This window comes from Pirellulales bacterium (assembly GCA_035546535.1).
In the GTDB taxonomy this organism is placed as follows: domain Bacteria; phylum Planctomycetota; class Planctomycetia; order Pirellulales; family JACPPG01; genus JACPPG01.
This window is the reverse complement of the sequence record DASZWQ010000033.1, coordinates 60,694-73,943: the sequence shown is the minus strand read 5'-3', so window position 1 is coordinate 73,943 and position 13,250 is coordinate 60,694. Positions and strand designations below refer to the sequence as shown.

11 protein-coding genes are annotated in these 13,250 nt (G+C 63.8%); 7 read left to right on the top strand and 4 right to left on the bottom strand.

The features are described from left to right. The coding region (locus tag VHD36_04350; protein ID HVU86526.1) for a LemA family protein at window positions 1-314 on the bottom strand (314 nt) is incomplete at its 3' end. Between the two features lie 517 nt (window positions 315-831). Then, window positions 832-2,163, bottom strand: coding sequence for a hypothetical protein (locus tag VHD36_04345; protein HVU86525.1), 1,332 nt, complete (start codon window positions 2,161-2,163; stop codon window positions 832-834). Window positions 2,164-2,795: 632 nt separating this feature from the next. On the opposite strand from VHD36_04345, the gene VHD36_04340 reads away from it, so the two are divergent. From VHD36_04340 to VHD36_04315, 6 genes are all read left to right on the top strand, one after another. After that, window positions 2,796-4,229: an ammonium transporter gene (locus tag VHD36_04340; GenBank protein ID HVU86524.1), complete on the top strand. Its 1,434-nt coding sequence runs from the start codon at window positions 2,796-2,798 to the stop codon at window positions 4,227-4,229. A 252-nt stretch (window positions 4,230-4,481) separates the two neighbouring features. After that, on the top strand, window positions 4,482-5,435 hold the full coding sequence (locus tag VHD36_04335; protein ID HVU86523.1) for a PfkB family carbohydrate kinase: 954 nt from the start codon (window positions 4,482-4,484) through the stop codon (window positions 5,433-5,435). A gap of 286 nt (window positions 5,436-5,721) precedes the next feature. After that, window positions 5,722-7,185, top strand: a complete 1,464-nt coding sequence (locus tag VHD36_04330) for a DUF1501 domain-containing protein (GenBank protein HVU86522.1) — start codon at window positions 5,722-5,724, stop codon at window positions 7,183-7,185. A 212-nt stretch (window positions 7,186-7,397) separates the two neighbouring features. Further along, window positions 7,398-7,853 carry a response regulator gene (locus tag VHD36_04325; GenBank protein HVU86521.1) on the top strand — a complete coding sequence of 152 codons (456 nt, stop codon included), beginning with the start codon at window positions 7,398-7,400 and terminating at the stop codon, window positions 7,851-7,853. 167 nt (window positions 7,854-8,020) lie between these two features. Beyond that, on the top strand, window positions 8,021-8,974 hold the full coding sequence (locus VHD36_04320) for an alkaline phosphatase family protein (GenBank protein HVU86520.1): 954 nt from the start codon (window positions 8,021-8,023) through the stop codon (window positions 8,972-8,974). A 52-nt stretch (window positions 8,975-9,026) separates the two neighbouring features. Beyond that, on the top strand, window positions 9,027-9,326 hold the full coding sequence (locus tag VHD36_04315) for a Dabb family protein (protein HVU86519.1): 300 nt from the start codon (window positions 9,027-9,029) through the stop codon (window positions 9,324-9,326). Window positions 9,327-9,523: 197 nt separating this feature from the next. Here VHD36_04315 and VHD36_04310 read toward each other — a convergent pair whose 3' ends face one another. Continuing rightward, window positions 9,524-10,369, bottom strand: a complete 846-nt coding sequence (locus VHD36_04310; protein ID HVU86518.1) for an arginine deiminase-related protein — start codon at window positions 10,367-10,369, stop codon at window positions 9,524-9,526. Then, window positions 10,366-11,655, bottom strand: coding sequence for a TIGR00300 family protein (locus tag VHD36_04305; GenBank protein ID HVU86517.1), 1,290 nt, complete (start codon window positions 11,653-11,655; stop codon window positions 10,366-10,368). The genes VHD36_04310 and VHD36_04305 overlap by 4 nt, the downstream gene beginning before the upstream one ends. 321 nt (window positions 11,656-11,976) lie before the next feature. Between VHD36_04305 and VHD36_04300 the strand changes: the two genes are divergently transcribed. Further along, the gene (locus VHD36_04300; protein ID HVU86516.1) at window positions 11,977-13,218 is read left to right on the top strand and encodes a hypothetical protein; all 1,242 of its coding nucleotides are present in this window, start codon (window positions 11,977-11,979) and stop codon (window positions 13,216-13,218) included. Window positions 13,219-13,250: the final 32 nt, after the last annotated feature.

The following is a 13,250-nucleotide window of genomic DNA, read 5'->3' as shown; positions in this document are numbered from 1 at the left end:
GCTTGCGGATTGCCGGGGTTGGCGGCGGCTTGCTGACTGGCGGTCTGCGCCGTGTTGCGCGCTTGGATCACGGCTTCCAGCGTCTCGCGCTCGTGCTTCATGTAGGCCTTGGCCGTTTCGACCAGGTTGGGAATCAGGTCGTAGCGCCGCTTCAACTGCACGTCGATCTGCGCGAACGCGTTCTTGTAGCGGTTCCGCAGGCCGACCAATCGGTTGTAGATGCCGACGAAGTAGCTCAGCACCAGCAGGGCCACGACCCCCACGCCGATCAGAATCGCCAGTCCCGTCCCGATCGCGGCAAATAACGGTTGCATGAGATCAGCTCCCCGAATGCGACAGATGTGAACGGGCCCCGCTCACGCCACCCGCGCGTCGTGGGCTCGTGATAAAAGGATAGCAGATTTACTTTGCTTGGTATCCGCGTCGTTCATCGCGCGGAATTGGCCCCGAAGGGGCCGAGGCGTGTAGCCGTGGACGTGAAGTCCACGGTAAACGTTCTCAAAAAAATCGTCGTAAGCCCCGCAAGGGGCGACATGGATTTGATGGGAGATGCCTATGTCGCCCCTTGCGGGGCTTACGACGTTCTATGCGACGTTTTCCCGTGGGCTCACGCCCACGGCTACCTGATTTCGCCCCTACGGGGCTCGACACTATCCCGGTGATCACGAATCACGGCCGCGACAAGAAAACCCTCTCCCTCCGGGCCTCCGGGAGAGGGCAGGGTGAGGGGCGCGCTGCGCAAATGGAAGACGCAGTTTTGATCCAAAGCGTTACCCTCCCCCGGCCCCTCCCTGACAAGGAGGGGCGTTCTTGGAGCGCCGCCACGCAACCCTACTCCGGCTTGCCGGTCGGTAGCGGCACGTGGCGGAAGGTGATTTCCAGCTCGCGCTGGCTGCGCAGCCGCGGATACGTGAATCGCAGCTTGGCCGGTTTCTGCTCTTCGCTGTCGGCACTGAACGAGGCCTTCAGCATCGCCCCATGATCGGCCAGGGTCGGCGTCTGGCCCAGCTTGCGCAGCGGCTGGCCAGCATCATCGAGCAATTCCAGCTCGTGCTCCTGAAAGAGAATCTCCTGCGGCTCGGGCATGTTCAGATCGCGGCGAATCGTCACGACCAGGTCGTAGCGCCCGCCGGTCGCCGGTTGAAAGCTGTCGATCACCAGCTCGACGTCGTCCTGAAAGTGCGGCTCGCGCGAGGCCAGGTTGCCGACGTCCAGATTCACCATGTCGCCGACCGCGATCAGCCCCCAGGTGAGCTTGAGCGACTCGAGCTCGCGAGCATTCGCCGGCGGCGGATTGAGCCGCAGGTTCATCGTCACTTGCCGCATGCCGGCGCCGGCGACGTTCCAGCCTGAGCTCGTCGGCGTGGCCGCGGTGACGCGCGTGCCATTGTCGGTCATCGCCTCGGCGACGTCGGCCTGGGCCCGATACGCGACGAGCTTGAAGCGATCCTCCCACGTCATTTCCAGGTTCAGTTGAAACGTGTGCGTCTTTTCCGAGCGAAGATCTTCATAGCTCACCTCCTCGGTAAAGGCACGGCGGGCGCTGGTGACCCGGCCGCGCACCGGACCGGCGTAGGCCAGCGGCTGCCGCCCGGGCGCGCCGGATACAACGACAACTCCCGGCTTGCGACTGTCGTAGTGCGTACGGCAGTGATTGCCGGATTGTCGGCAGATTTCGTCGAGCACTTGCCAGTAATCGGCCGCGGCGAAATCGAGCCGCACGTCGCCGTCGGCGAAGGCGCCGAATTGATCGCCCACCAGGACATGATTGCCGGTCTGCTCGGCGAGCTGTCGCAGCAGCACCGCGGCGGCGGTGGGCCCTTCGGGACAGGTGAACCGCGCCGGCGACCAAAGATCGCTCGTAATGATCGCTCGCAGCAGGTCTTTCGCGCGGAGGCGAACTTCCGGATCGTCGCTGTGCGTGGCGGCCACGACTTCGGCCCGGGCGTTCGCGCCCAGCTTGGCCAGTTCTTCGCTGGCCTGGGTGCGGACGGCGAAGCTGTCGGCTCCCAGGTCGCGGACCAGTCGCGCCACGCGCGGTGCGGCCGCAGGATCAGCCGGCGATGCCGGGGGTTCGGCCCCAAGCTGGGGACTGGCGAGAAACGTCGCCACGGCGATCAACGCTGTAGCGGCGCTGAAAGCGGACCAGAGCATCCTGCTCATGTCGGGTCCCTCCGGGCAAGCGCGAGTCCCTTCGCCCGATGCGTCCGCACTGTCGAGGCGGACGCCCCCAGGGGCGGAACGTTACTGGAAGGGGTCCACCGGGTCAACGCCAGTCGCGCGCCATTCGCCGTGCCGCCTCACGCCGGAGAGGTCGGCAAGCGCGTTGCCAAGAGTCTGCGCACGGCATGCCGGGATAGGTCGCAAAACTCGTAGCGCGCTCCATTTTTGTGACAAATAACCATGTTGCCGTAACTAACCAGTTTTTAACAAGTTCCGGCCGCCCAGTTTTTGCAAACCCCCGGCGGCACGCGAAATGCGAAGTCGCACGAACAACTTGCGGCGGGCAGGACCGCGACGAAGGCGGATTTCAAGACGAACCCCTCGGGGCAGCGATCCAGCGCGGGCTCGCGGTCCGAGCGAACACAAGCATCCTTCCCTCACAGACTTTGCAGGGGGCGAAACGTCCACGTCGCCTGCGATCGATATACAGCGTGATGCGCACGGCACGGGTACCTGCGCATTGGCGACGAGCTTTCGAGTCTTTCGACACAGCGATCGCGCGGCGCGACCTGGACGCCGCCGGTTTTGCTTCGATTTCGTCCGGGTACCGTCCTTCTCTAGCGAGGCTGGATATGAAAAAGATGCTGGCGTGTTGTTGTGTTGCCGCGTTGGCAACCGGTTTGTTGTTGCAGATGGTGAGCTACTCCTCGGCTCAAGAGGCCGCCGAAGTAGCGCTGGAGAAAGCGGCCGAGGCGGAAGCGGCGGGGGAACCACCTCCGCAACCCCCTTTGGACAAAGGCGATAATGCCTGGATGCTCACCTCCTCGGCGCTGGTGCTGATGATGACGGCGCCGGGGCTGGCCATGTTCTACGGCGGCCTGGTGCGGAAGAAGAACGTCGTCAACGTGTTCATGCAGTGCTTCTTCCTGATGGGCATGAACACGGTTCTCTGGGCCTTGTTCTGTTATTCGCTCTGCTTTAGCGGATCGAATCCCTACATCGGCGACACCAAGATGTTCTTCATGGAAGGGGTCGGCGGCCAATGGGATGACAGCACCTTCCAGTCGGTGCCGATGTTCCCAGCCTATGGTATTCCTTACCTGACACACATGCTTTTCCAGGGGATGTTCTTCATCATCACGCCGGCACTGATCGTGGGTGCTATTGCCGAACGTATGAAGTTCAGCACACTCGTCGTCTTCGTGATTGGCTGGGATTTCCTGGTTTACTGCCCACTTTGCCATTGGGTGTGGGCCGGAGGCATCTTCGCCTACAACACGCCAAACGGCATCGCCGGCGGTGCTCTCGACTTTGCAGGCGGAACCGTCGTGCATATCAGCTCGGGTATCTCGGCCATGGTAGCCGCACTGGTGCTCGGAAAGCGCGTTGGCTATCCCACCGAGCCGATGCCGCCGCACAACCTGACCTATACGTTGATCGGCGCTGCTCTCCTGTGGGTGGGTTGGTTCGGGTTCAATGCCGGTAGCGCGCTGGCTGCCGACGGCGTTGCCGCCAGCGCGTTCTGCAATACGCACTTTTCGGCCGCGGCCGCGTGTGTGGCCTGGGCCTTCATGGACTGGATGCGCACCGGCAAGCCAACCCTGTTGGGCGCCGCCTCGGGCGCCGTTGCTGGATTGGTGTGCATCACGCCGGCCTCGGGCTTTGTTACGCCGATGGCTTCGTTAATCATGGGTGCCGCGGCGGGCGTGGTTTGCAGCCTGGCTTGCACCGTGCTGAAGCCGAAGTTCGGTTACGACGATTCGCTGGACGTCTTTGGCGTCCACGGTGTCGGCGGAACGCTGGGGGCCATCCTGACCGGTGTCTTTGCGACCCGGGCCGTGCAGGATGTCGGTGCCACGCACAAGCCGCTCGGCTTGCTCGAAGGTGGTCCGATCCTGACCGCGCAGGTCATCTCGGCCTTCGGCACCTGGGCCCTGGCCATCGTCGTGACCTTCGTCCTGTTGAAGGTCCTCGACGTAACGATGGGCTTGCGTGTGTCGCGTGACGAAGAGCAGCAAGGGCTCGATATCACGCAGCACAACGAAGAAGGCTACATCTTCGTTTGATCTCGTACGGCTTGGCCGAGGCGAAGGACGCTTTGGCACCGTGCGACGAAAGAAAATTCTGGCTATCGCCAAGCCAGAAGGACGGCCTTGGCTCGGATGATTCGTCATCCGGGCCAAGGTTTTTTGTTGCGCTTGTTCGTGCCATTCGACACGCGGACGGCGGTTCCTTAAGATCGATCCCCGCCACGGCGCGGCGCCTACGCCAGCCGAACGAACGCGTTGTCCCGCAGAATTTCAACGCCGAGACGAGTGATGAGTATTGACTGCCTAAGCGTGGGCATTCTGGTCGCCGACCACGGCTGCGCGCCGATCGATCATGCTCCGGCGGCCGGCGAGCTGGTGTTGACCGAGGGCCTGTCCCTGTCGATCGGCGGCTGCGCGGCAAACGCCGCCATCGACCTGGCCCGCGTCGGCGTTGGCGTGGGGGTCGTTGGCGCGGTGGGCCAGGATGTCTTCGGTCAATTCATTGTCGAAACGCTCGAAGCCGGCGGCGTCGAAACCGATAGCGTCCGCCGACCGGCCGGCGTCGGCACCTCGGGCACGTTGATCGTGAACGTGCGCGGGCAGGATCGGCGCTTCGTTCACACCATGGGAGCGAACGCCCGTTTCACGGCGGGCGACATTCCGCTCGAGCGCGTGCGCGCCGCCAAGGTCCTTTACGTCGGCGGTTATCTGCTCATGCCGGCGCTTGCGGCTGAAGAATTGGCCGAAGTCTTTCGCCAGGCCCGTCGCTGGGGCGTGACGACCGTTCTCGACATCGTGTTGCCCGGACCAGGCGATCATTGGGCGCAACTGGCCCCGGTGCTCGGCGAAACGGATCTGTTTCTGCCCAACACCGACGAGGCGGCGGCGATCACGGGCCTTAAGGATCCTCGCGCACAGGCGGCGCGATTCCGCGATGCGGGCGCCGGCACGGTCGTAATCACCTGCGGCGGTGACGGAACGGTGTTGGTCTCGAAAACCGATCGTTTGCACGCCGGCGTCTATCCCGTCAGTTACGTCGGCGGAACCGGCGCGGGGGACGCCTTTGACGCCGGCTATATCGCCGGATTATTGGCCGGCTGCGATCCGCGCGGCTGCCTTGCCTGGGCCAGCGCCCTGGGAGCCAGTTGCGTGCGGTCGATCAGTGCCACGGAAAGTGTGTTTACGCGCGGCGAGTTGGAGACCTTCCTGGCCGAACATGCACTGGCGGTCGAAAGCTGGTAGGGCACAGGGGTGTCACTCACGGCCCGGCTTGCCGACCCGTGCAAGATTTTAGAGGAAACCGACGCAAGCCGAGGCTTTCGACCGAACCGGTCAGAATTCGGCGCAAACCCTTTATTTACCTAGGTTTCCCTGCGTCATAACGTTGACATCGCATTTTCGGGGGCTCTATACTGCTGGTTCCTGCCTGAAGTTCCTGCAGAACTACCAATCGTGCCACGGCGCGTCTGCACCGCGGCACGCTCATGCCACAGAACACTTTGAACCTTTCGATCGGGAGGAGTCGGCGATGCTCGTAATCCCCGGACTGGCTGGCAAAGACACGTGCGATGGGGTCAACCGCCGCGAGCTGTTGCGCGTGGGCGGCTCGGCCATGCTCGGCCTGTCGCTGGCCGATATGTTCCGCCATCGCAGCACCGCCGCCGAAGCTTCGCCCGCCGCCGGTGGCCCAGGTTGGGGAAAAGCCAAAAGCGTCATCATGATCTTCCTGCAAGGTGGACCCAGCCATCTCGACTTGTGGGATCCGAAGCCGAACGTGCCGGACAACGTCAAAAGCGTCTTCAACCCGATCGACACGAAGACGCCCGGCCTGCAGGTCACGGAACTGATGCCCAAGCTGGCGCAGGTGACCGACAAGCTGACGCTGATTCGCTCGGTCAGCTATACGCCCAATGGTCTGTTTAATCACACGGCCGCGATCTACCAGATGCTGACCGGCTACACGACCGATCGCGTGAGCGCGTCGGGGCAATTGGAGCCGCCCAGCCCGAAGGATTTTCCGAACTTCGGGTCGAACATCATTCGGTTGAAGCCGACGAGCGTGCCGATGCTGCCGTTCGTGATGATGCCCCGCCCGCTGCAGGAGAGCAACGTGGTGGGCAAGGCGGGCACGGCCGGATTCCTTGGTCGCGCGTTCGATCCTTATTACCTGTATCCGGCCGGCGACGACATGGACATGGCCAAGATGTCGCGCATCAAGGTCGACGACTTGCAGCTACGTCCCGAGGTTTCCTCGGCACGGCTCGAGCGCCGCGCCAAGCTGCGCGACGTGATCGCCGGCGGCATGCCCGCCATCGAGCAAGCCACGGCGCGCTACGATCTCGATGAATATTACGACAAGGCCCTGAGCCTGGTGATCTCGGGCCGCGCGCGCGACGCGTTCGACTTGGGGCGTGAAACCGCCGCCACCCGCGAGCGATACGGCAACAACACTTTCGGGCAAAGCCTGCTTTTGGCTCGCCGCCTGGTCGAAGCCGGCACGCGGGTGGTGGAGGTCAATTGGCCGAAAGTCGCCAACAGCGACAACCACTCGTTCGACGTACACGTCGGCCTGTCGGGTCGCATGAAGAACCAGTGCGCCCCGATGCTCGACGGCGGGCTCTCCGCGCTGATTGCCGATCTGGACGAGCGGGGCTTGCTCGACGAAACGCTGGTCCTGGCGATCGGAGAATTCGGCCGCAGCCCGAAACGCGGCGTCAGCACCTCCGGTAATACCAACAGCGATGACGGTCGCGATCACTGGCCGTATTGCTACACGGCGTGCATGGCAGGCGCCGGCATCAAGCGCGGCTACGTCCATGGCAAGAGCGACGCCACCGGCAGCGGCCCGCTGGAAAACCCCGTTCATCCGGGCGAGCTGCTGGCCACGATCTATCACTCGGTCGGCATCGACCCGGCGACGATCGTCTACAACCACCTGAACCAGCCGCGCGAGCTGGTGAAGGCGGAAGTGGTACACGGGCTGTTGGCGTAAGCGGTCGCTATCGCGAGACGATCCGTGCGCCGTGCTTTTTCGCCAAAGGCGAATAAGCATGCGAGCCGACTCTCTGCCAGGCGCCCTGAGGTCGCGCACCTACGCTGACCCATTATCGCGGCGCCCGTCGTATCGCTATAATCTCTGCCGTCGCGCGGGCTTTCTCGTGCTCCGTCGCGCTCGTTCTTGTTGTGGAAGGGAAACCCAGTTCGATGGCCGCCTCGCGTAAGAGCCGCATCCTGATCGCCGACGACAATGCAACGAACGTCGAGCTGCTGGAAGTCTACCTGGCCGGCCTCGACTGCGAGACAGCCGTAGCGGTTGACGGCCGCGACACGCTCGATAAGGTCGCTTCCTTCAAACCCGACCTGATTCTGCTCGACATCATGATGCCGAAGCTGAGCGGCTTCGAGGTCTGCAAGCAGCTCAAGGGCGACCCGGCCACTCGCGGTATCATGATCCTGATGGTCACGGCACTGAACGAGCTGGGGGACATCGAGCGGGCGGTCAACGCCGGCACCGACGATTTCCTCAGCAAACCGGTCAACAAGCTCGAGCTGTTGAAACGTGTCGAAATCATGTTGCGACTTCGGCACGTCGAGGACGAAGTCGAGCGCCTGCGCCGTTACATCGAAGGGATGGAAGATTCGACCGGCCCCGGCGCGTGAGCCGCGCCGTGCTGCCGCCCGAGCCCGCGCTTGATTTCCCCGCGCTTGATTTCAACGTTCCGGCCATTTATCGTGCGCCGGTGACGAACACCGCCGGCGACACACCAGGCGCGAAGCGCTCGCGAGGGACTCGCTCGGCGTCGCCGCTTTAGACGAGGGTCTTATACATGCGTCCGCGATGCTTCTCGCTCTGCCTTGTTGTCTCGTTCATGGCCGGCGTGCTGGCCCCGGCTGCGGGAGCCGCAAACGCGAAGACCAAAAAGGTTCTCTTCCTCGGCATCGACGGTTGCCGCTTCGACTCGATTCAGGCCGCCAACGCGCCGCACCTGGATCGCCTCATGGCCGAAGGCTGCTACGATGCCGATTGCCAGATCCTGGGGGACCGCTATCAGGGCAATGACACGATCAGTGGCCCCGGCTGGTCGAGCATTTTGACCGGCGTGTGGGCCGACAAGCACGGTGTGCTGGACAACGATTTCAAGGTCAAGCACTACGAAGAGTATCCGCACTTCTTCGCGCGCCTCAAGGAAAAGCGGCCGGATGCCGTGACGGTGTCGATCGTCAGTTGGATTCCGATTCAGCAGCACATCGTCAGCGCCGCCGACGTTCGCGAGCTTTATCCACCGGTTGGGAAGGACTATGTGCGCGCCGATGAGATGGCCGCCAAATCCGCCGTCAAACACCTCACCGAGGCTGATCCCACGGTCTTGTTCCTGTACATCGGCCAGGTTGACGAAACCGGTCACAAGGACGGATTTCATCCGACGGTACCGAGCTACATCCAGGCGATCGAAAACGCGGACCGCTACATCGGCATGGTGGTCGACGCCGTGCATGCGCGGAAAACCTTCGACAAAGAAGACTGGCTCGTCCTGGTCACGGCGGATCATGGCGGTAAAGGAACCGGCCACGGCGGCGGGCATAACGTGCCCGAGATTCGCAATAGCTTCGTCATCGTCAGCGGCCCGGACGCCAAGCGCGGGCCGCTGGACGAGACGACGTACTTGGTTGACGTGCCGGTCACGGCGCTCACGTTCCTGGGCGTTGCCATCGATCCGGCCTGGCACCTCGATGGCCGACCAATTGGTCTCAAAGATATTCCCGCGCAGTCGGCCAAATGAATGGCGGCCTTCGGCGCTTGCGTCCTTTTCACTTTCAGCAGGAGAAACATCTTTGCTCGTACACAACGTCTATTTCACGCTCAAAGAGCCGACGAAAGCCAACATCGATCACTTGCTGTCGGAGTGCAAGAAATACCTGACCGACCATCCCGGCGTGACCTATTTCGGCTGCGGGACGCTTGCGGATCTGGATCGTCCGGTGAACGACCGCCTCTTCGACGTCGGTTTGCACGTGATTTTCGCCGACCGCGCGGCTCACGATAAGTACCAGGTCCACGAGCGGCACGTGAAGTTCATCGAAGCGAACAAGCCCACCTGGCGACAAGTGCGCGTCTACGACACCGACGTCTGAAGACACGTTCGACGCAGTTTCAGGACCAGCTTAGGGGTGTCACTGGTGGCTCGCCCACCAGTGCTGACTGAGACACGATCACAGGTCGACAAGCGACCAGCGGCACCGCTTGCCAACGCGTCGAAGGGTTCGTGCCATGCTTTTCCGCCGCAGGCGGAATAAGCACGCGCGTGCGGTCCGTCTCCCGCGCGACGCTTTCACGCCGCGCTCGGCGCGGAGAGATTCCGCCAGCTCGCGGCGTCTTCGCCGTCGAGCCGCAGCGTGAGGCATTTGGCGCTGCCGCCCGCTTTCACGAATTCATCGAGTGGCGTTTCACGCGGCGTGTAGCCGCGCTCGCCCAGCGCGCGATGCAACTCCGGGCAACCGGTATTCGTGATCACCGTCCGCCCGATCACTACGGCATTGCAGGCAAAGCGCTGCGCTTCGACCCGGCTGACCTCGATCAGTTCCGGCACCATGTCGCGCAGCACCGTCGCGGCGTAATTGTCGAAAGCCGCCGGGTAGTAGATCGCCACGCCTGGCGCGAGCGGGCAGAAACAGGTGTCCAGGTGGTAGTAGTAGGGATCGACTAGCTCCAACGGAATGACGCGGCAACCGAGGCGCTGCCCGACCCAGTTGTGCGCGCGAAATTCGCTGCGCAACCGGTACCCGGCGAAGAGTGTCTCACCGCAAAACAGTGCATCGCCCGCCCCTTCGAAGTACATTCCCGGCGGCAGGTGCTCGACGCGAAAGCCGTGCTCCGTCAGCCAGCGTTCGTCATAGGTTTCCTCCCCTTGACGTTCGGCATGACGAAAGTGGGCCACGATCGCCAGGTTGTGATAAACGATCGCCGCGTTTGCGGTGAAGACCAGGTCGGGCAGACCCGCCACGGCCGGCAGTATCTCGACCATGGCTCCGGCTTCTTCCATCGCGCGGCGAAGCGATATCCATTGCGCGCGTGCCGTTGGCCGATCGGCCGGATGGTCGCGATGCATCCAGGCGTTGATTTCGTACTCGATGCCGTAAAAGTCGGGCTGGCACATCAAGATGCGCGGCGGAATCATACGCTGGCCTCCGCTTCGATATCGGCCAGCTCGCGCACTAGCGCCCGCAGAAACGGTTCGACGTCGGTCACCAGGCCCACGGTTTGAAACGTGCCGCGGTCAGCCAGCTTGATCACCGTAGAAGGATTGATATCCGCGCACACCACCTTGACCCAGGCGGGCAGCAAATTCCCCACGGCAATCGAGTGCAGCGTGGTGGCGATCATGAGACAAAACGTGACGTCGCGCACCGCCTCGCGCATTTGCCGCTGCGCCTCGAGCGAGTCGGTGATCACCTCCGGCAGAGGCCCGTCGTCGCGAATGCTGCCGGCCAGTAAAAAGTCGACGTGATTCCGCACGCACTCATACATGATGCCCGAGGTGAGCAGTCCCGACTCCACGGCTTGTCGAATGCCGCCCGCGCGGCGAATGCGATTAATCGCCCGCAAGTGGTGCTCGTGGCCTCCCTCGGTGGGATTGCCGTGCGCCATGTGAACGCCGAGGCTCGTGCCGAACAAGGCCTGCTCGATATCGTGCGTCGCCAGGGCATTGCCCGCAAACAGCACGTCGATGTATCCGTCGCGGATCATCCGGCAGACATGCGCCCCGCTGCCAGTGTGTACGATCGCCGGGCCGCCGACCAGCAGCGTGCGGCCGCCGGCGGCGCGATTGTTCGCCAGTTCGCGCGCGATCGCTCGGATGGCGACCGTCTTGGGCTTTTCCGTCGAGACATTGCTGCCCATGAACTCGAACAAATGGTGCTGCACGGCGCGTTCGGGTGGAAAGACACGCACGCCGGCGTGGCCCACGACGAGCGAATCGCCGCGGCGCACGTCGATCATGGGCAGGCATTTGGCGTGCTTGCGATCGGCCGAGACGACGATACCGCAATCCATTTCCTGCACGTCGACCTCGTGCCAGTGCCCCGAAATCCGCACCTCGGTCCGCTGGTTGGTCGTGCTGTAGAAGCCCTCGGGAAAGGCGCCGTCCATGTCGGCCGCCTCCAGCCGGCAATCTTGAGAAACGGTGGGGACCGCGCCATGATCGGCGATTTCGGCAATGATCGCCGCCAACGCCTCGGCCGTGGGCGCTTGCACCTCGACCAACGCGTGGCTGACGTCGGTGCGCGCCTGGCCAATCGCGATCTGCTTGATGCGGAACGAGCCGCCCAAACCGGTGATCAGATCGAGGACCTTGGGCAGAATCAGGCTGTCGATAATATGCCCGCGAATCTCGACGTCCTCGACGAACGCCGGGATCGCCGCGGCTGCGGAACTCGCGTGACGAGCATCAGGATCGAGTTTCATCGCGCGCACTCGCGAAAGAAAGGTTTTCGCTCACTGCGACCGCCCCGGCGCGTCCGGACCGGACCCACCAGGAGACATCAGGCGCTCGGAAAGGACGGCTCGTGCGCCCATAGTTGCTCGCCCCGTAATTCTAGGTCAGCAGTCATTTTCGGGCCACTTGCGCATCCTTGTTTCGAGCCGTGCACGACGTGGCCTAACTCGGTGCGGCGTCGTTACTTCACAACGCGGCGATAGGCCTCTATACTGGCGGTTTACCGCGCTCGAGGGGGGCATCCCGGGCGCGCCTTTCTTTTCGCCAAATTCAACGAACGCACGACGGGCATGACCGATCAACCAGAATCCAACCATTGGTCCGATTTGGCAAAGGAGCTAGGCGCGGAGGCACCTCCGCCTGCGCCGCCGAAGCCCGTTGCCCACGTCCCCCCGCCGGCGCCACGTCGCGTGCGCGACGCGCCGCGGAGCGAGCCGCCGGCTTCGGATTGGTCGGCTCTGGCAGCCGATTTGGGAGTGACGCCGGCCCCGGCCACTACTCCACCGCGTGAGCGCAGTCAGCCGCGCGAGGAGCCTGCCCGCCAAGAGCAGCGCCCGCCGCGCGAGCGTCATGCCGACGACGCCCCTCGACGGGAAGAACGGCGTCGTGAGGAAGTGCGGCGCGAGGAGCAGCGCCCTCAGGAGCAGCGGTGCGAAGAGCGGCGGCCGCGCGAGACGTACGAGAGTCGAGCGGAATCGCTGCCCGCCTGGCGCGAAGAGCCCCATCGCGAAGAGATCCGCCGCGCGGAGCCACAGGCTCTTCGTGAGTCGTCGCCCGCCGAGCCGTCTTTCGAAGTGGAAGAGGTGCGGAGCAGCTTCGTCTTTGAAGAGGTCGAGGAGACGCTCGAGTTCTTCGTGGGCGGCAAGCCGGCCGAGAGCGCTGGCGAAGCCGCGGACGAAGGCGAACGCAAAGGTCGCCGTCGCCGCCGTCGTCGCCGCGGCCGAGGTCGCGGGGGCGACCGCCCGCAGTCGCCGTCGCGCGAACCAGAGATATGGGACGTCGATTCCGCCGCGGTCGACGAAACGGTCGAACCGCGGGATGAAGAAGAGGGCGAAGCGATCGAAGATCGTGCCCCTGCACCTGCGGCGGGTGAGTCGGGCGAAGAGCGTCCTGGCCGATCGCGCCGTCGCCGTCGCCGCCGCGGCGGTCGCCGTGACGGCGACTCGCGCGACGCAAATCGTTCGCGTGCCGATCACCCACGTGGCGAGCGCACGCGCGCCGAGTCGCCCGCCGATGATCGCGGGAGGGCTGACCGGGAAAGAGACGATCGTGACGACGACAGCGACGATTTGGATATCTCTCTGCGCGACGACAGCGATTCTCTGCACGGAGTGAACAACGGCGAGCACGCCGATCTCGACGACGATGACGACGTGGATTTCAAGACGCATCATCGCGGCATTCCCACCTGGGACGAGGCCATCGGCATGATCGTGGCCACGAACATGGAAGCCCGCGCCAAAAACCCCAGCGGCTCGTCCGGCTCGCGCGGGCGGCGCGGTCACGGTCGCGGGCGCGGACATCATCGTTGAGCGACCCTAGCTCCCGGGCGCGATCCGGAGGA

What these genes read in the sequence shown, in the direction of transcription:
- VHD36_04335 (HVU86523.1), top strand. Translation starts at nt 4,482, where the DNA reads ATGAGTATTGACTGCCTAAGCGTGGGCATTCTGGTCGCCGACCACGGC.
- VHD36_04300 (HVU86516.1), top strand. Translation starts at nt 11,977, where the DNA reads ATGACCGATCAACCAGAATCCAACCATTGGTCCGATTTGGCAAAGGAG.
- VHD36_04325 (HVU86521.1), top strand. Translation starts at nt 7,398, where the DNA reads ATGGCCGCCTCGCGTAAGAGCCGCATCCTGATCGCCGACGACAATGCA.
- VHD36_04305 (HVU86517.1), bottom strand. Translation starts at nt 11,655, where the DNA reads ATGAAACTCGATCCTGATGCTCGTCACGCGAGTTCCGCAGCCGCGGCG.
- VHD36_04345 (HVU86525.1), bottom strand. Translation starts at nt 2,163, where the DNA reads ATGAGCAGGATGCTCTGGTCCGCTTTCAGCGCCGCTACAGCGTTGATC.
- VHD36_04340 (HVU86524.1), top strand. Translation starts at nt 2,796, where the DNA reads ATGAAAAAGATGCTGGCGTGTTGTTGTGTTGCCGCGTTGGCAACCGGT.
- VHD36_04310 (HVU86518.1), bottom strand. Translation starts at nt 10,369, where the DNA reads ATGATTCCGCCGCGCATCTTGATGTGCCAGCCCGACTTTTACGGCATC.
- VHD36_04330 (HVU86522.1), top strand. Translation starts at nt 5,722, where the DNA reads ATGCTCGTAATCCCCGGACTGGCTGGCAAAGACACGTGCGATGGGGTC.
- VHD36_04320 (HVU86520.1), top strand. Translation starts at nt 8,021, where the DNA reads ATGCGTCCGCGATGCTTCTCGCTCTGCCTTGTTGTCTCGTTCATGGCC.